Source organism: Paenibacillus sp. VTT E-133280 (assembly GCF_002264385.1).
Lineage (GTDB): Bacteria > Bacillota > Bacilli > Paenibacillales > Paenibacillaceae > Paenibacillus_AQ > Paenibacillus_AQ nitricinens.
Map to the genome: position 1 here is coordinate 16,286 of NZ_NFUX01000036.1, position 20,418 is coordinate 36,703.

Below are 20,418 nucleotides of genomic sequence, written 5' to 3' on the forward strand. Positions count from 1 at the left end.
TCTAGCTCATTCTGTTATTTTACGAGCTACCAGCGCCAAGTCGTTCAAATCAATTACGCCATCTTTATTGACATCGGCACGTTTGGCCTCAGCCCAATCCGGACTGTTGGTATCCTTGCCATAATTAGCAGCGACAATCGCCAAGTCACCAATGGACACTTTGCCATCTTTATTGATGTCACCAGTCATGCCAGGCTCCGGCTCTTCTGCAGTTATCTTGAGCTTATGGCTCGACGTGACAGTTTCGCTCTCCTTGCCTTCCGCATCTGCTACGATCACTTTTTCAATCTGAATAATACTCTCTATAGCTTCCGCCACTGTCTTTGTACCAAAATCCAAGGATAACAGCTGCAGATTGCCAGTCACAGCATTTCCCACACCTTCACTTACTACCAGCAGTCGCAGTTTTCCAGGCGTGTGATTAGCAGTTTCAAGCACCTGGATTCCACTACGCAAGGAAGTAGCAGATTTGAATTCCAATAGTTTAGGATCATAATTCATGGTTACATCCATCGCATATACAGCATCTGTTACACTCTTTACCCCAAACACCAGTTGAAAGTCCTTACCTCCAGCTACAGTGTCTACCCCAGACAGAACAGAAGTCATCTTATCCGATGGATCAACCTCACCATTCCCGTCTTTTTTAACGGTAATGATCTCGTGGATCTTGGGTTTAGTCGAACCCTCCCACTGAATCTTCACTTCAAACACATGACTATACTTGGAGGTATCAAATGTATTATAAGAGGAGGACAGGTTACCTACCTTATGCCATCCACTCGCATCTCGCACGGACACCGCAGCGTTTGATTGATCCGATGGATTTTGCAAAACTATCACTTCTTTTACCCGGGTATCCTTCGACAACTTATAATTTAAGGAACCCATATTCCCAGTACCCGGCATATAGAAGGTGGATAGCTTTTGGTCAACGGACAGAGACGCTTCATTCCCTATAACTCCAGCAGGTTCAGCCTGAATAGCCGGATTGGCAGTTCCAGGTCTTTCAATCCCCTCATTAACCAAAATTTCATTGAGCGCGAGCCAGGCATCTTGTGTTTCTGTTGAAATCAATCTTACATATCGGGCTTGCTTGCCACCATCAACTTGAACTCGCTTATAACGGTAAGGCACCTCGTGCTCTGGGAAATTCAAACTCCGATCGCTTGGATTAGTAAACGTATGGATCGTATCCCATGTCTGTCCGTCTAGAGACAGCTGTAAATCTCCCTTACGGAAGAAATCTCCTTCACCGTCTCCAATCACAACAGCTACATTCTGGACATTCACCTCACCGCCCATGTCGATCTGGACATATTTCCCCTTCGCTTGAATCGCACCGAACCAAACCTTGTTCTCTAAAGAAGCATTGTACACGTTGTTGATAGAACCTTCATAAATGCTTCCGTAATTATGAGTAATCATAGGTGGAGAGAATTTGTTCAGCTTGATCATGAGCTTTGTCAGATCTACAGTGATGTTCTCATTCCCCTTGTTTATGATCCGGAAATAGGCAGCACTAGCAAACGCCCCATTCCCGTTATTAACTTGTTCCCATTCCACGCCGTTCTTTGAGGATTCTAACCGGACTTCTCCGTTTGAAGCTTCCAACACCACTTGTGTAATTTCTTCAATGGATTTCAAATTAATCCCAACATATTGGGATGGCTTTAATGTGATTCCGTTCATATTCGATAATTGCACAGAATTATCTGCTACCATAACAGGAGTATCCTTCAACTCTGTCACATCGGTGTAAATGGCTACCTTATCTTTACCTGCATTTACGGAAAACTCACGAACTGCCGTCCATAAATCAGGCTTACCTCCAGGTATTCCAGCATGAGTCAATCGATATCGAACCATCCTTGCATTCACACTAAGCCCGGAAGCAGAAATTTTATACCCGGAACGCTCTTCTCCGATTGCAGTCCATTCTTGACCGTTCACGGAATACTCAAGAATTCCCCTTTGGAATATATCGTGATCCGCATCCGTTCTACCTTGTGTGATCGCTATTTCTTCCACTTTAATGGTTTTGCCAAAATCAACACCATACCAGTCTCCATTCTGTTGAAGGGTCTGAATATAGACGTTCGTTGCTAAATCTCCGTCTACCATCAGGTTTAATCCGGAAGGAGAACCGTAAGAGCTTACAGCTAGAGGTTTAACATATTCCGGGTCTACCAAAGTGTAAATCTGAGCATCTAATTTATTAATGAGCTGCTCAGCAAAAGGAACCAGCCGCTTTGCTCCTGCTTCAACCGTCACATCTGGAGAATTAAGTTTACTAATTTTGAATGTTTTGGATAAGCTTAATGCGCTTGTGGCTTTGGCAAGTGCCTCCCATGCTTGATCAACGTTCTCTTTCTGGATCGCGATCGCAGAGAGGACTGCCGATTTATCGGCAAGAACGACATTTTGCAGGCTATTGAGCCATGGATCAATTTCTTCTTCCATATTTTCATTCGTGTTATTTACTCTAAATGACGCGATAGCATCCAATATTAGATCAAATTCTTGAATCAATGTATTTCCCGTCGTTTCTGTCGGCTGACCACTTGAGTATTGACTTAAGAATTGCGTTAGCTCCGTTTTGATATTTTCCGATTCACCTACCACAAGTCCATGACCGCTAGGCGATGGGTCACTCATATGATAGGCAATCGTATTCAGCTCAGAGGCAACTTCAGGGGCAACATGCTTAAATGAATCAAGCCAGCTCTCCTCTTGATCAAAATCATCTACATTCCAAGTGTAATCCGCTACCGCGAAGATCCCAATCTTAGATAATTCCGCATGCTTCATAGGATTAGTCACCACACCAGAAATATTATGTGTCCCTGGAATGAGCACTTCTGCTTTACCTAGCAGCAGTCTTGCATCCTTATAGTCATTCACTGGCCAGTTTAACCACATATACGGATCTCTTCCATGTGCATCTTTCGGCCACTGCATATCTGCCGCATTAACAGACGCAACAACACCGTTTCCGGTCCACATTATATCTACATTCTCTGGCACATTTCTCAAGGCTTCAAGATAGGGTCTGCCAGTCGTTCCGGTCCAGCTTTTATTGTAATATGGAGGACAATAAATTAATGATTTAACATCTTTCTTGGACGTCACCCAATTCGCAACATCTGTAATTAGCTTCACATGTTTATCTTTATCTACTAATGATTGTGAGGTGCTGATATCATCCATGAATAGTCCAAATTGCCGTACGCCCACACTATACAATTGTTCAAGCTTTGCAAGTAAGGTTTGGAGTTCTGCATTATAATTGTTCCAATTGATCATATTGAACCCTGGATGAATCGCCCATACAAACTGCGTCTTGGATTCATGTCCGACATCAACCAGTTCTTTGATCTTGGCAAGCTCAGCTGCAGGATAGGGTGTTCTCCACTCTGAGTTATGGTACTTGTCATCTTTAGGTGCAAATATATAAGTGTTCATCTTCAGCTCTCCACCGAAACGCATCAAGCTCATTCGATCTTCATGTGACCAGGGTGTGCCGTAAAATCCTTCGATAAATCCCCGCGAGCGGGTATCAGAGAAATCTTCGATAGTGAGATTACGAACCTGCAGATCAGGAATTTGATCAAAAATCATCTTCAGCGTTGCCAGGCCATAATAAGCCGCATCCGTATTTTTACCTAATATCGTAATAACACCTTTATTCTGTTGCTTGGTGCTAACGTTAAGAACATAAGCGTCCAGCTCATTGAAGTGATCCGCCTCATAGGGAATATTTTGAGTGAAGTAGTTGTCTACATAGCCTGATGAATTTTTAGTTCCCAAAAAGATGTTTGTTTTCCCTGCCACTACAGCTCCTGACTCAGTAACCTGAAGTGATTTGGAATCCAGTATCTTTTGAAGCAGCTTTCTTGTCGGCTGGTCAATCGAATCTTCAATAACAACGTTTACATTTTGTGTAATGGTTAAGGTTGTCTCTTCTTCGGTTTGTTGCTGCGGTAATGGATAGATTTCATAGGATTCCGTTAATTTTGCATCTTTTTCCGGAAGATCAGAAGCTACATCCGCTGCAGCTGCAAAACTGGAGAACAAGCCGGCCACCATCATAAGTGTAATGAAGATACTGAGAATCTTCTTCGGCATTTCCTTAGCACCTCCTAAAATACCAGCAATTAACCTTTCAACGCACCTGCTGTTAACCCACCCGTAATTTGACGTTGATACAACACATACATCACAATGACGGGAATCATAGAAATGGAAAGACCCGCAAACAATGGCCCCCATTCTGTTCTGTATTGCATTTCCCCTTGCATAATGGCTATTCCTACAGGAATGGTGTATTTCGCTGGATCGTTGATCAATACTGTGGCCATAATGTACTCATTCCACACCGTTAAAGCATTCATAATTCCTACTGTGATTAATCCTGGCTTCGATAATGGCAACATGATCTTGAAGAAAACGCCATATAGTGAAGATCCATCAATTGTTGCGGCTTCTTCAAGCTCACGGGGAAGTGCCTTGAAAAACCCAACCAGAAAGAAGATACCGAATGGAAGGATGCCAATAGTTCCGACAGAATAAACAAGCGTGAGCCCTACTAAGGAGTTGGACAAATTCATATCTCCGAGAAGAAAGAACAACGGTATCAATCCGAGTGTGGTTGGAATCATCATTGAAGCAACGTATACAAAATAAAACAAACCTCTAGATTTAAAGGTAAACCGGGCTAATATATACGCTGTTGTAGCAGCCATAATAAGGGATAACAGTGTACTAGCCACGGTTACTATAATGGAGTTAAGAAAGTAATCACCAAAGTTTGCTCTGCTCCACACATTTGTATAGTTTTCAAAACGAAAAATAGATGGAAAATCCCACGGTTTCCCTAGCATAACCTGCTGATTATCCTTTAAGGATGTCAGGAATGTCCAAAGAACAGGATATAAGACTACCAAGCTCCACAAGATGAGGAAAAATCGAACTGCAATTTTTGATATCAGCAGAAGTGGTTTTTTGGCGGGATTATCGTTCAAAGTATTGTCCTCCTTACATTTCAATGGACTCCCGGTGAAGAATGCGCTGCAAAATTAGAGTTGTGATTAAAGATAACAGTAATATCAGCACCCCTATGGTTGCCCCGTAGCTTAAATGGAACTGTTTGAAGCCCATCTGATACAAATAATAACCGAGAACTTGTGTCTGATTATCCGGGCCACCATCCGTCATCAGCTTAACAATAATAAAGGAGCCGTTCAGTGTTGTGATTACGATGTGAATGATCGAGGTTTTGAATTGCTCCCAGATCAGGGGTAAAGTAATTCGAGTAAACTGTTGCCATTGCCCCGCACCGTCAATACTGGCTGCTTCATATAGCGAGGAAGGAATACCTAGAATAGAAGCGATAATAAGCAGCATATAGAATCCGATACCAGCCCATACACTAGGAGGAAGAAGTGACCACATTGCGAGGTTTGAATCACCTAACCAGTTCGTTTCCACTGGTTTTCCTGTAAATAACGAGATGAACGCATTCAGGAATCCAAGACGGGGATTGTATATAAAACTCCACAATACACCGATAACGGCTACGGAAATGATATTCGGAAAGAAAAACACCACTCGGTAAAAACCGTATTCTTTCAATTTTAAACGGGTCAATGATACTGCGAAAAACGTTGCAAACAACATGATTAAGATGACCTTCCAAAAAATCAAGAAATAATCATTCGAAATGGCTTTTGGTATGATCTCATCCGAGAATAATTGTCTATAATTATCAATACCGATAAAATTCATCGATTCGGACCCACCTGACCAATCGAAGAAGCTTAAGTACAAACCTCGAAACAGCGGATAAATAGTGAATAAACAAAAGATAGCAAACGTAGGCAGCAAGAAACTCGCAATAAACAAATTACGTTTCCACAATTTATTGTTCTTCATGGGCGTAAGCCATCCTCCCCTTAAATTTGAAAGAACAATCAGAGGCACCTATGTCCTCTGATTGTTTAGAAAGAAGAGTCATGAACTTACTTCCGGATTTTGGCTGCCGCCTTCTCCATACGGTCCATCCATTCTTCTGGTGTAATGGAACCTTGCAGCAACGCAATGGTTGCATCATTCTCTGCCTGCTCAATGTCCGCAGCCAATTTAAATACAGGAGCAACAATCGTGTCACTACCGTTGAAATATTTCATTGCTGTTTTAACAACATCACTTGCGCCTGAAGATTCCAGATCTGCTTTGACATTCATCAAAGCGCCTGTCAGCTCAGCCCAACGAACTGCGGCTTGTTTCGTAAAGATAAATTCAATAAATGCTTTTGCTGCATCTGGATTTTTAGCCTTCTTTGCAATTGCAATGTTACTAGTGTAAGGAATAGCCACAAATTTACCGCCTGGCTTCTGCATAACGGAAGGAATGAATCCAAATTTGAAGCCTTCTGGAACATCTTTTTTCATTTCATTTTCGAGCCACAAGCCATTAGGAATCATTGCATCTTTATGCTGCAAGAAGAGCATTTGGGAGTCTGTATGACTCATACCGAACGATGCGTTATCGAAATACCCTTTGTCCCTCATATCAACGATCTTTTTCAAGGTATTCGCTACAGCATCATTTTTGAAAGAACCTTCTTTAGCAGCTTCTTGATCCTTTAAGATCTGCGGATTGTCTCCATTCTCAGATACAAAACCTGTATTTAAGAGACCTCCCACGATGTAGTATGGGTATTTACCGGTATGAATGTAAGGATATACGCCATCCGCTTTGATTTTTTCACTAGTGGCGAGGAAGCTATCCCAATCTTTCGGAACATCCCATCCCTTTTCAGTAAACAGGGTTTCATCATAGAAGGTTCCCCATGATCCGAATACGAGTGGAATCGTATAGTTTTTGCCACTGTAGTCTTGTGGAGGTGCGATCAAGTTACTCGTAAGCGGCTCTCCGTCCACATTTTTTGCATCTTTAACCCAATCTGTAATATCCATTAATTGATCGTCGAGCACCATTTGCGTTTCGTTCGAGCCTGCTCCATCGATGTATACAACATCTGGGGGATTACCTTGGATCCAGCGGGGCTTCATTTGCTCGTTGATTTGTGAACCTGCGGACTCTTTAATGTTGACATCCGGGTACTTCTTCTTGAATTCACCAATGACTTCTTTCCACCAACCGTCTCCATAACCACCGACAAAATATTGGATTTCGAGGTCTCCCGCTTCTTTCGGCTCTTCGGGCTTGGGTTCGTCTGTCTTCGCTGGCTCAGTCTGCGTCGCAGCTGTTGTTTTCTCAGGAGCTGGAGCTTCAGCCCCATTTGTCCCCCCGCCACCACATCCTGCCAGAGACAATACAATGGACATCATAACTAGACTTAATGCCGCTTTCTTTTTACCCTTGCTTTTCATTGGCTATCCCCCTCGAATAAACTTGCCTGACTTCTGTAAACACTTGATTTTGTAATTCTGAATGTAATTCTATTAACGCTTTTCCATTATATAGGCTATAAAAACGTAACCACATGATCTCTTTTGATGTGGAGTTGATACTTTTTGTCCTATAGAACCTTTTTTATCAAGCATTAATACCTTCTACGTCCTTATAAGGATGGTAAGCGTTAATGCGAGAAATATAAGGATAATGTATAGCGTGAAACTTATGTATTCTTATATTTTTACAAAAAAAGGACACCTGAGTAAAAACTCAGGTGTCCTTCTCTCAATTCAGTATTTTTTGAGCAATTGCTGCTAAGTCCATAATGTCGATCTTTCCGTCATTGTTAAGATCTGCTCGCTTAGCCGTCTGCCAATCTACACTATTCTGATCTTTACCATAGTGCGAAGCTGCAATCGCCAAGTCACCGATGCTCACTTTACCATCCTCATTTAAGTCTCCGGATTTTACTGGTGGCGTTTCATCTGCCTTAATCTCGACCTCAATGTTTGAGAGATCGGCTTCAGTCTCCAGTCCATTCGCATCACCAAATACAGCACTGCTTACCTCTATGCTCGCTAACTCGGACTTTGTCACTGACTTTGCTTTGAAGCTTAGTTCAAGCAACTTGGCATCACCGGTTAGACCAGTTCCCGTACTAGCAGTGATTAAGCGAATGGTTCCGCTTGGATCATTCTTTGATTCTAACACCTGTATCCCATCGTTCACCGATTCGCCCGAGATGTACTCTAGAAGATTCTCGTCGTACTTCAATCGAATGTCTTGCGCATAGGTCGCATCCGTGACATTGCTAACGCCCATGTCAACTGTAAAGGTCTGACCTTGATTTATAGACTTAGGTCCACTTAAAGTTATCGCAGTAGGTTCATTCCGCTCAACAGGAACATATTCAAAAGCATCAATCATTGCAATAGTATTCGAAGAGGTATTGTTCTTCGTTCCTTTCACGACAATCTTAATCGTATGTTCCCCTTTCGAGAGATCGGATTGTTGGAATAATACTTGCTGCTTCATCGTCGATGAACCATATCCATCAACACCCTCAGCGACTAGCTCCCCATCGAGATACACATCGAAATATCCGTGGTTTGCCTGCAAAGCGCTGATGAATTTAATCGCTGTTCCTGTAAACGTGAGCGACGCTGAAGCCCCTTTCTGATTACTATAGCTTTCTGTGCCTTTGTAATCGCCTGCGTCACTGTAAGGACTCCACGTTCCGGTGTATATAATCGAAGGATCTTTATCATCTACTTTTATTGGCAGCACAGGAGGTTTTACACTAGACACAATCTTATATTGCTGTCCTTTCACCGTTGGAAATTCAATCAAGTTCCCATTCGCAATGAAGTTGATAGATTCCCCGCTTCCTACACGAACGACCTTGAATTTATTGGATTGTACAAATCCAGGGTATTTAACTGAAGCCTTATTACCTTGCTTAGAAGTAAGCAAGGCTTCTTTCAAGATCGTACCTTCCCAGCGCATATCCACTTCAAATCCACCTCTTGCCACAAGCCCTTTAACGTTTCCTGTAGCCCAGGCATCGGGTAAAGCAGCTAATAAATCAATACTTCCAGTTTGGCTTTGTAGAAGCATTTCTGCAATTCCTGAAGTTGCTCCGAAGTTACCGTCGATTTGGAATGGTGGATGTGTATCAAACAAATTGTCGAGCGTGCTGCCTCTAAGCTGCTCACCTAACAGTTTATGTGCACGGTTACCATCAAGCAGACGTGCCCATAAATTGATCTTATTCGCTTTACTCCACCCGGTTCCACCATCGCCACGAGAATTCAAGGTGACTCTTGCTGCTGCAAATAACTCCGGATTATTCACTTCATTAATAAGCGTACCTGGATACAAGCCAATCAGATGCGAGATATGGCGGTGCTGATCTGATGGACTATCGATATCATTCTTCCACTCCTGCACCTGCCCCCAGCTTCCGACCTGCGGCATCCATAGCTTGCTTCGTTTCTCCATGACCTCGTTACGCAGCTGTTCATCCACACCCAAGATTTCACTAGCCTTGATGAACTGTGTGAACAACTCCCAGACTAATTCCTGATCATAAGACACACCGATCGATATATCCCCTTGCTCTGGAGAGTAGGAAGGAGATGATACTAGACTTCCGTCTGAATCTTCGACCAGGTATTTAACCCAGAATTGTGTTGTTTCCTTGATAATGTCATACACTTGGCCTCTTAAAAGATCTTTATCTCCACTAAAAGCATAGTGATCCCACACCTGCTGCACCATGAAGGCGTTGGCAGCCGGTGACCAGCCCCAATAGAAATCTGAGCCTGGCGCAGTATAACCAAATGGGTTGTTGACGGTATGAATCGCCCAACCTTCCCCTTCGATTCCATGATGTCTTTGGGCTGTTTCCCTACCCGGCTCGCGCAGAGAATCAATATAATCAATGTACGGAATATCGGTTTCCGCTAAGTTAACCACCTCGGATGGCCAATAATTCATCTGTACATTGATATTCGTATGATAGTCACTATTCCATGGTGGATTATTTACTTGATTCCATACGCCTTGTAGGTTAGCAGGCAGTGAGCCTTCCCGGGAGGATGCAATAAGCAAATAACGACCATATTGAAAAAATAATGCCTCCAAGCTTCTTTTCTCTCCGTCACTAGCATTCGTTTTATAACCATTCAAAAGCTCATTCGTAGGGAGATTTGTAGCAACCCCACCAAGATCAAGAGAAACTCTATCGAACAGTTCTTTGTAATCTGCCAAATGAGCTGCGCGCAACTGATTAAATGATTTAGCGTATGCTGCATTTAGGTTCGCTTCTACAATTTCTTTTGGCGTCTTGTCACTCTTATACGTAGGATAATTATTAACATAATCTGTTGCAGCGGTCATCAGGATCGTGACAACACTCGCACCGTTCACCGTAAGTTTCCCATCTTTCGCTGTTACAGTTCCTCCTTCATGCTGTACTTGAAGCTGCGCTTCATATGCCATCTTATTACTGGGTACCTTCCCACTTAGCGTCAGTTTATTTCCTTCACCCTTCACCGTATTAGACGGCTGAGCACCAGTAAGGCGAACATCGAAGGTCATCGGCTGATGCTCATCCGTTGTCAGTCTCATCACCATGACCTTATCCGGATAACTGATGAAATACTCACGCTTGTATTTTACATTGCCCGAAGTATAGGACACTCTTGCCATGGCATCATTAAGATTCAATTCACGCCGATAATCAGAGTACGACTGAGCACCGCTGTTACCTGCTTCGCTTGTCATCTCTATCTCGGACAATTGAATTTTCGTTCCGCCCTTGCTTACAAGATCGAATTTATAGAATTTATAAGCTGTAGTATTGGAAAAAGTATATGATTTCTTCAGCTTGCGGCTCGCAAACTCTTCATTGGATCTGTTATCTAGTGGGGACCACTGCTGCCCGTCATTCGAGCCTTTCAGCGTCCAGCTCTTCGGATCCCGATCAGGCACATCATTCCCTGAAGTGAATGAATAGCCGGTAATTACCTTAGCCTCTTCATATGCCCACTGCACCCAAAAAGGTGGTGCTCCATCCCCTGAATACCATTTCGTATTTTCCGAACCGTCGGTTAAATTGGAAATAGGCTCGCCGTATTGTGGATTATCCGAGCTCGCTGTTACCGTATACGCTGACTGACGGTTAAAATCTAAGAACACATCACCAAATGCTTGATACGCTCCGAAAGAACTATCACCAGCACCCATAACACCAGTAATCTTCCCTACAAGAGCCTTAGCTTCATTAATTTCCCCTTCTTTTAGAAGCTGTCTTATGGTCTCAACATGTTGCTGAGCACCGTCTTTAATACCATATTGGTAATTTGAATCTGCTCCAGGCCCACCGCTCCACAGTGTCTTTTCATTAAATTGAATTCGCTCCTGCTCAACACCACCAAATACCATGCCACCCATATAACCATTTCCAATAGGGAGCGCCTGCGTCTCCCAGTTCGTGGCCGGCGCTTGATACCATAATGACAAATTCTGATCTGCCGCAGCCGCAGTTTCAGCTGCCGACTGAACATCTGCATACACTTTTGGACCTAAGACCCCATTAGACGGAAGTATGCTGATAAGTAGCTGCGAGCAAGCGATCCATACAGATAGTAGAATTGCAGTCCTTCTGACTAATCTACTTTTACCGTTTGGCATGCGTTGATCCCCTCTCATAATAACACCCACTGATTGTAAAAATGAGGCAGCCAACTACTCCACAATCTTTTTCGCAAGTGCAGCAAGATCAGAAATATCTATTTTGCCGTCCTTGTTCAGATCTGCGTGCTTAATCTTACTCCAATCTGGACTGGAGGAATCCTTACCGTAATGCGCGGCCATGATTCCTAAATCGCCGATACTCACTTTGCCATCGCCGTTAAGATCTCCCTTGAGACCAGTATCCTCAGGGGCAACTACAACTGTCAAAGCGGAGCCCGTAACCTTTGTCTCAATACCATTCACATCACCCATCGTAACATCAGATATCCGAATTTCACCAGACTTAGCCTCAAGTAATGGCTTTGCTTTGAAGTTAAGCTCCATTAGCTGAATGTTACCTAATACCCCGTGGTCTGCACCCTCGCTGGCGAGGAGAAACCGGCTCTGTCCAGGAGCTGTAGTTACGGTTTCCACTACCTGCACACCATCCACTAATGAAATTCCAGATATAAAATCCACATTGTCTGTATTAAATTGAACTGTAATGTCTTGTGCATATACAGGATCCTTGATCTGTTTCAAGCTCAGTTGAACTTTAAACTCTTCACCAGCGCTCACTTGATTTGGACCTGTCAGAGTTGCTAAGGTACCTTGGTCTTCAGAAGCTTTGGACTTTATAACCGAATTCAGCTTATTCTCACTGGACTGCGTGTCTAGTGCTATTCCAAAAGCATTTCTAATGTCCAGATTTGTCCCGAAGCCCGCTACCAACGGATATTCGCCTGAAGTAAGCTCCGGGAACTCTGCTTCAAAGACATATTCTGTGCCCGCTGTACTTGAACTCTTCAATTTAAATACAACATCTCTATCCCCAATCTTACCTTTCAAAGTCTGATCACCATTAAGCATGACATAGTGATTAAAGACAGCTTTAATCTGGACTTTATCCTTAGCTGCATACCCTGCCGGTTGTACAGATTCAAGTTTGATAGAGGTCAACTTAGGATCTTGAATTTCTCCTTGACGCTGCCATTTGAGATATTCCGTATTGAATTTAATAAAACTCATGGCTTCACTACCCGTTCCTTCATAGAAAAGACCGATTTCACCATTGCCCAGATTAGACAAACTTGAATAGGCATAATAGCCTTCTTTGACCAGCTGGGAATACTTCCAATCAAACTTATACTTCGTTCTGCCGTTTGCGTAGGTTCCGTCTTCCTTAATTAAACCTACCTTCACCGTCCCGTTAATTCTACTGGTCGAGTTAGCAGGGCTTGCGAAGATAACAGCTTCCTGCCCATCTATCTGGCCGTCGTATCGAATCGCCGTCATTTGGCAGTAAGCAGCAATCAAATCACGTTCTGTCACAACTTCAGCAGCCCAAGTCTCTCCACCATCAAAGCTGGTCGCGATTTGGGCAAACCCTGAATAATTCCGCATGAACATCTTTAGCTGTCCATCTGGCAACTCCACTACTTGCGCTTCTGTAAGCTCATTATTAGAGCCATTAAAGGTTCTCTCATCAAGGGTAACCCCGTCTACGACCCGCCCATGATTAGGAGACTCTCCACGATGCCATGTTTCACCATGATCATCGCTGTAGATGGTTGCACTTGCTTGCCTGTTATTTTCATTCGTAAAGTACACGGGGAACACCAGTCTTCCAGCATGAGGACCTTTCGCCAATTGAATGCCGGTGCCCGGACCTGCCCCCAGAAATACCATCCATTCTTCTTTCACCGAAGGGTTTAAAGTTACAGGCCCCTCCCAAGTCGCTCCTTCATCATCACTGTGCCATAGCTCAAGATAAGAAGTAACAAGCGGTTTAAGTGGCGAATTGCTAAGAAAGATATTCCCGATATTTGTATTGTTGTTATATAAATTTCTCAAGGCGTCCACGCTGTAGGCAGTTTTTACATTTGAGCTGTTATAGACTTCTCCATTTTCCCGAACGGTAAATTCCTGATTGCTCGAATCTTTCAAAAGTAAATATTTTTCTCCATTGATCGTCTTGTATCCGGTACCTCTTTGCGAGGTAGGAAATCCTCCACCCTCGGGAAATCCAAGAACTAAAGAGAAAATCCTCTTCGTTTCCTTATCCTGCAGTAAGGACTGGTCTATGTTTGAGGCGTTGCCGGGATAGTTATTAATTAGAATTCCGTTACTTTCCCAAGTCTTTCCGTTATCCAGACTTCGTCTTACCATCATGTCAATATTAGCTGGTGAATCTCCTCCATGATTGATCCGCTTATCAATTCCTGCGATCAGCGTTCCATCCTCCGTGTACAGAAGTGACGGAATGCGGTATGCATCCGATCCGTACAGTCCTGGATAATAAACGTTATACGGATCAGTGATTAAAGCCTGCTCAGGCAACGGATTTTGAACCGGAGTCTTACTTGTTACACCCGTTACAGCAATCAAATCTTGATCCGCCAGCGGTTCGCTATACACTTCAGCAAAGTCAATCTCTCCATTAAACGGATAGTTATTAGAACCGGATTTTCTCTCTGTTCTACCTAACTCGGCACGGTTTGGTGCATAAATATTATTGAGAAACTTTTTTGCTGTAGTTGTGTCTTGCTTGAGGAGTTTCCCATCAAGGAAATATTTATAACCTTCTACTTTATCTACAACCATGGCTACGGTATGCACTTCATTCTCTTTCACCGTAACATCAGCTTTAACATGTGTATTAGACGCTGTCTTCCCAGGCTCTTCATACCGGTTCTCACTTCCGATGGCAGAAGGTGTGATATATAGATGGAAGTGACCATTCGGCAACGTATTATTACTTAAGGAGAATAACGACATAATTGTAGAACCCGTGTAGCGGAACCGGACAATGATAGTCCCTTCATCTAAGGCTTTAAGCGCATCTACCTTATCATCCAGATTCGTAAAATTAGCATTGTGAATTTGTTTATTCTCTACTCTAAGCACAAGTCTTGGATCGGTCTGTTTGTCTTGTTCTGCTGGATTGGCTAGCGCAGTGAATGGAAACATAATGGCCACCATCAAGATCGAAAGAATAATGACTGCGAATTTCTTCAAAATATTAGTCCTCCTTAGGTTTGGATAACCATATATCTACTCGCCTTGACTACTCTTGTTCAACTATTTTCTTCGCTACTATTGCCAAATCAGCAACATCAATCGTACCGCTTCTATCGAGGTCAAGTCGTTTCACAGCATCCCACTCCGAACTGCTCAAATCTATGCCATACTTCGCTGCGATAATCGCTAAGTCACCAATACTCACTTTGCCATCACCATTCACGTCTATAGATAATTCCGTATTTACTCTGATCTGAATGGTTAAGGTTGCCGGTTGGAGCACGGATTCTTCCCCTTGACTGTCACTTATTATCGCTTGAGTAAGCCGGATAACTCCCGCTGTGTCTTGTATTACATCTGCTGCTTTGAAACCAAGTTCAACAATTTCAGCATCGCTAGTAATCGGATACTGACTACCCAAACTTGCCAAGAGAACCCGTAGCTTACCGGGAGTACTTGTAGTTGGTTCATTGATAATAATTACGCCTTCCTGCAGAGAGCGGATTGAATCTGGAAGGTATTCCATGACAGCCGGATCAAATTCAAAGGTAATATCCTGTGCATACACATCACTGGAGACACTGGTGATGCCATACTTCACGGTAAAAGACTCTCCCGGCGCAACAACCTTCTTACTCCCTGCTAAAGTAGCTGAAGGCGTAGCATTGGATGCATCTGCATTCACTACAGGGTTCGTAAAAGATACACAGCTTAAAATCACGGCGATCATGGTCATTATTACTGCCTTTTTGTACCATCGATTACTGTTCAAATTCTTCTCACCTCATTTTTATAATTTTGTTCAGGATGTCAGCCTCTGTTAGAGATTTACGATTTGTTTCGCTAATTGAGCAAGATCTGTAATATCGATCTTACCGTCACCATTCATATCCGCACGCCTCGCTTGCTGCCAATCAGGACTTGATGAATCTTTGCCGTAGTGTGCAGCAACGATACCCAAGTCACCAATACTGACTTTTCCGTCGCCGTTAAGATCGCCTGATACTCCTGTTTGCTCTGGTTTCACTTTTACAGAGATTGTGGCTGGTGCAGTTGTGGTTTCTGTTCCGTCTTCATCACCTAGCAGTACTTCTGACACACTGATATTAACGGTAACCGTCTCCGATACTTCTTTTGCCTGGAATGTCAGCTCGGCAATTTGTTGATTTCCGCTTAATCCGTGTTCCGCACCTTCACTCGCCATAATCAAACGAAGCTTTCCAGGTGTTTTAGTTATCTCTTCAACAATCGCAACACCTTGGATCAGTGATTTAGCAGATACATAATCCATACGGTCAGCATCGTACTGAATGGTGAGGTCCTGTGCAAATACCTTCCCGGAGATATTGTTCACATCATACCGGACAACAAAAGGCTTGCCGGCAGTAACGGATGCATCAGCACTCAATACGGCTTGGACTTGAGCCGATTCCTGCTTCACTTGATACACCGTAATCTCGGCTGCGGATGCGAATTCACCCGCGCCTTTTACAGCTTCCAGCTTAATGTGAGTCGCTTTCACCGGAGCGAAATTCACTTCCTTGAGCTGTTTGCTTCGCAGCCAGTTCCCGCTTGTCATGAGCGTGTAATTCACACCATCGGTGCTTGTGTACACATTGTAAGCAGTAATTGTGCCATTGCCTTCATCCGGCCGAGGTAAGTATCCTAGCTTGCTGATGGTATACTTTCCGCCCAGATTCACCATTATCGACTGCGGAAGTGGATCAACGTTAAACCACTTCGTATGCCAATGTGTATCCGGATCGCCATCCAATGCCAAATTCGGATCGTTTTCGCCTGCTTCATAGCTCGTAGCTTCTGCACTCATTTGACTTTGCGGAATTTCGGTTAGGTTGCTCTGTCCAGTGACCGTCACCACACTTATTGCTGTAAATCCGCCTTCTTCCGTCGTCGCGGTAATCGATGTCGTGCCCTGCCCTTTTGGTGTGACCAATCCCTTACTGTCCACGCTGGCAACACCAGGATCGCTGCTTACCCACTTAACTGTTTTATTACCAGCATTCTCAGGCTCAATGACCGCTTTCAATTGAACCGGGGCATCCAACGCCTTAAGTGAGAGGGCCTCACGGTCAAGCTTTATGCCAGTAACCTTCTGTCCGTCTTCCAGTGGGATGCCGAACAGTTTGAATTCACGAACAGCAGCCTTTGATTGAGCATCAGGCCGTCCGGTGATCGTAATTCTAGCGAATCTACCCTGGCTTCCAAAAGTATCCTGAATGGTGCCAGTTTCCTGATTATTCGTTCGATTCGTTACCGTAATCCAATTGGAGTTCGCGGTTTCCCGAACTTCAATTTTGTACTGATAAGCCTTGTTACTATGCTCAAAAGAAACCTCGGAGGATTTAATGGAATGCATCATACCAAGATCAACCGTCCAGCTAGTACCATTGTTCGTATCCGCCGCTGACCAGAATGTGTCCATATCCCCATCATTAGCAAGGCCAGCCGGATGCGCTTGATCCGTACTGTCTGCTGTAGCAGGTTTGCCTTCTGAAATCAAACGGACTTCAGGTGCTGCCTTCGGCGCCTCGTAGACATCGACCTCCGAAGCCGAAGCGAATCCTCCAAGTGCAACAGCTGCTTCAAGCTTCACATAGCGGGCGGAAACACTATCGAAAAGGATGTATTTTTTCAAGTTGTTTCTGAGCCATGTACCACTGGATACCTTCGTATATAATTCTCCATCCGTGCTGACGTAAAGGTTGTATGAGGTAATGGTTCCGTTCCCAGCATCCAGACGTGGTGCATACCGGAATTGGCTAACATTGCGAACCTTACCTAAATCGAGAATGATGGATTGCGGGAGCTTATCGGATCCATCCCATTTCGTATGCCATGCGGAATTCCGGTCCCCATCAATCGCTTTAGCTGCTTCCGCACCAGGCTGGAAGCTTTTCGCTGAGGCTGTCATCTCATTTTTAGGTATCGCTGTCGGTGAAGGCTGTGATAGATCACGGTACAGATTGATCTCTGCAGCAGATACGACACCCCCAACAGCTTCTGTCGCTTCAAGCTTCACAAAAATAGCTTCTACTGTATCAAAATTCACCGTCTTCTCTAGTTTGTCTTCATTCCATTGTCCACTGCTTACGAGCGTATAGTTAGTTCCATCCTTACTCGTATACAGCTTGTAACCTGTAATTATGCCGTCTTTGCCACCGTACTGTCTTGGCAAGTATTTTATTTTATTCACATGCTGTTTAATCCCCAGGTCTAAAGTGATGCTCTGCTTACTTCCAGCATTTGCTGAAGAAAGCCATATCGATTCATAGCTGCCATCCAGCACATTAGCTGCTGGCGTATCCGAAGCCGCATTCGTTGCAGTTGCAATCATATCTTCCTGCGGAATACGACTTGGGTCTGTGTCCACCTGAGGCAGCTCAATTTTGACAGCATCTACTAGTGGAGTCGTATCTGCTGTAAAGCCTGCGACTTTCACAACAAATTCCTTATCAGCGGATATGGATGGTGTTTTAATGTACAGGATGCCGCCTTTGTCTTGCTTAGCATAGCACCAGCCACTTGTTGCTCCATCCCATGCTGCTTTGGACTGCAATTCAGGATAGGATGTTCCATCTACAGAAACAGCCTCCGGGTGATCTGGCATATGGATTGTAAACTGATTCTTATGTGACTCCAATTTGCCTTTATAGTCACCTACGCTTGCTCCAACCTTAATAATCAAGTCTCCACTCCCTTGCTCAGGAGCGGTGGAGGTTATTAATGTTTTTGCAAATTTGCCTGTACGATGCTCCTTCGATGTACCATCATCTTCATACATCGTAAAGCTTGAGGATTTATAAGGATATATATCATAAGTAATTGGATCAGGAGGAACCTGACCATCGTATAACGATTCAGGATACATCGGGATGATTGCTCCACCCTTTACTAGAAGCGGCAAACGATCCAGTGGAGCATTGTATTCGTCTAACATTTTTGAACCGTAATGTTCTTCTCCTGTCCAGTAATCGATCCATTTTCCTTTCGGAAGATATATTCCGTTTCGCATTGTCGTGTCGGTATAAACTGGTGCAACCAGGAACGATTCGCCGGACATGAATTGATATTGTGTTAACGTTCCCTTCGAGTTCGGATCATTCGGATAAGAATAGATCATTCCCCGCATGATCGGGGCTCCGGATTCGTAAGACTCATTGAGATAGGTATAAAAGTATGGTGTCAATTGCTGTCTGAGCTTCAATGCCTCTCTGTTATAGCTCGTATAAGGTTCCCCCCATACCCAAGGCTGCTTATCTTTGGCTGCCCAACCAGACATGTTCATCAGGATTGGAGTAAAAATCTTCCACTGCAAGTCTCGTACGTAGGTTTTAGCACTACCTCCGAATATCCCATCAATATCACCGGTTGAGTATGGCATCCCAGATAGCCCTGCCCCGATCATCGACGGGATATGGAATCGAATGTATTCCCAGCTGCCCGACTGATCTCCGGACCATACGGTAGAATATCGCTGGGTACCTGCCCAGCCACCAACGGACCAGACATAACCTCTGTCATCAGAGTTATCTTCAATTCCTGTAAACGCCTGTTTGCTGGCACCCAGGGCGAAATCGTATCCAGGTCCCACCCAGGCAACGTCGAGTTTAGCCAGCCTCGTACCCTCTACACCAACTTCCTGTGCGATTTTATCAACACCATTTTGAGTCCATAATCCGGTATAGAAACCTTCCTTATGTAGTTCGTCAACGGTGTTGCCTAGATTCGTATAACCGCAACCATATCCGTCATTCGGTAAAATCCAGGCTCCTGGCATATCGTTTTCCCGATATTTTTTGGCAATAAGGTTAACGACATCGGAGGTCTTTTCTGGATCTCTGTTGTAACAATCCGCATCACCAAGTCCCATACCCCAACGAGGAATCAAGGACGGTTTACCTGTAAGATCTGTATAAGCGTTCAAAATATCTTTCATTGTCTCACCGTAGAAATAATAAGCATCAAACCGATTTTCGTTATGCGTCAGCTTGACGGTCGAATCAAAATCATAAGTACCGCTTTGAAAAGTGTTACGAAGCACTCCGTATCCTGCAGTACTCAAATAGAATGGTGCAGGATTCGAAACTGTACCGCTTCCCCAATCCCCATAGTTGTTAGCGATAGTAATTTTGCGATCACGATGGTTGAAGAATCCATTCTGCATACCGCCGCCGTAGAAATATTCATCCTCACCCCGGATAAGCTGTTGTGAGACTGACTGTCCGTTATAGTTCAATCCAGCAGATTCTTCCCACACCACCGTTTGGTTGTCACTTTTGTACATGGCGAACTTTAACGGATTCTTGTAGGCTCTCAGCACGAATTTCCCTGTTTCCATCTTGTAATACATGCCTTCATCAGACCACTTTACATTAACAGGTCCGAAATTATCCTTGATGACAATTGGCTCAATCGGCTTTTCCGCACTTTTTCCTGCCAATTCTTTGAATTGCCCATTCACACCAAGCCAAATCCGGAACATATCCTCCCGCTCAAAAATTACTCTAATCTTGTCAGAGCCTGACGTGATTTCAAAAGTCTTATTATCTTTCTTTACGAAGTCAGAAATGTTGCCAACGGAAGCCCCATGGGCGCTTTCCGGGCGAATCATGAGCCCTGTAATCACAAGGATCATGATTGCAAGCCTCCACATACCAAAGCGATTATAAATGGTTCTCAAACCATTCCCTCCATTCAAATGAAGCGGCAAGACAG

General features: G+C 43.9%; 8 protein-coding genes. All 8 read right to left on the reverse strand.

The window, feature by feature from the left end; genetic code table 11:
- Window positions 1–6: 6 nt before the first annotated feature.
- The 8 genes from CA600_RS16525 to CA600_RS16560 all read right to left on the reverse strand — a co-directional run bounded on the left by CA600_RS16525 (window position 7) and on the right by CA600_RS16560 (window position 20,383).
- A complete protein-coding gene (locus CA600_RS16525) occupies window positions 7–4,128 on the reverse strand; it encodes a beta-N-acetylglucosaminidase domain-containing protein (protein ID WP_179281641.1) in 4,122 nt (1,373 codons plus the stop codon).
- A gap of 29 nt (window positions 4,129–4,157) precedes the next feature.
- The gene (locus CA600_RS16530) at window positions 4,158–5,024 is read right to left on the reverse strand and encodes a carbohydrate ABC transporter permease (protein WP_042186596.1); all 867 of its coding nucleotides are present in this window, start codon (window positions 5,022–5,024) and stop codon (window positions 4,158–4,160) included.
- Window positions 5,025–5,037: 13 nt separating this feature from the next.
- Window positions 5,038–5,934, reverse strand: a complete 897-nt coding sequence (locus CA600_RS16535) for a carbohydrate ABC transporter permease (protein WP_042186594.1) — start codon at window positions 5,932–5,934, stop codon at window positions 5,038–5,040.
- A gap of 86 nt (window positions 5,935–6,020) precedes the next feature.
- The gene (locus CA600_RS16540) at window positions 6,021–7,397 is read right to left on the reverse strand and encodes an extracellular solute-binding protein (RefSeq protein ID WP_094871478.1); all 1,377 of its coding nucleotides are present in this window, start codon (window positions 7,395–7,397) and stop codon (window positions 6,021–6,023) included.
- Between the two features lie 310 nt (window positions 7,398–7,707).
- Window positions 7,708–11,619, reverse strand: coding sequence for a glycosyl hydrolase family 95 catalytic domain-containing protein (locus tag CA600_RS16545; RefSeq protein WP_094871479.1), 3,912 nt, complete (start codon window positions 11,617–11,619; stop codon window positions 7,708–7,710).
- Between the two features lie 54 nt (window positions 11,620–11,673).
- Entirely contained in the window at window positions 11,674–14,679 is a 3,006-nt protein-coding gene (locus tag CA600_RS16550; protein ID WP_094871480.1) for a sialidase domain-containing protein, read from the reverse strand.
- A 49-nt stretch (window positions 14,680–14,728) separates the two neighbouring features.
- Entirely contained in the window at window positions 14,729–15,454 is a 726-nt protein-coding gene (locus CA600_RS16555; RefSeq protein ID WP_143812159.1) for a cohesin domain-containing protein, read from the reverse strand.
- A gap of 48 nt (window positions 15,455–15,502) precedes the next feature.
- Window positions 15,503–20,383 carry a discoidin domain-containing protein gene (locus CA600_RS16560; RefSeq protein WP_179281642.1) on the reverse strand — a complete coding sequence of 1,627 codons (4,881 nt, stop codon included), beginning with the start codon at window positions 20,381–20,383 and terminating at the stop codon, window positions 15,503–15,505.
- Window positions 20,384–20,418 lie beyond the last annotated feature (35 nt).

Bases quoted from the DNA above. Each gene is read 5' to 3' on its own strand.
- CA600_RS16525 (WP_179281641.1), bottom strand. From the start codon at position 4,128: ATGCCGAAGAAGATTCTCAGTATCTTCATTACACTTATGATGGTGGCC.
- CA600_RS16545 (WP_094871479.1), bottom strand. From the start codon at position 11,619: ATGCCAAACGGTAAAAGTAGATTAGTCAGAAGGACTGCAATTCTACTA.
- CA600_RS16535 (WP_042186594.1), bottom strand. From the start codon at position 5,934: ATGAAGAACAATAAATTGTGGAAACGTAATTTGTTTATTGCGAGTTTC.
- CA600_RS16540 (WP_094871478.1), bottom strand. From the start codon at position 7,397: ATGAAAAGCAAGGGTAAAAAGAAAGCGGCATTAAGTCTAGTTATGATG.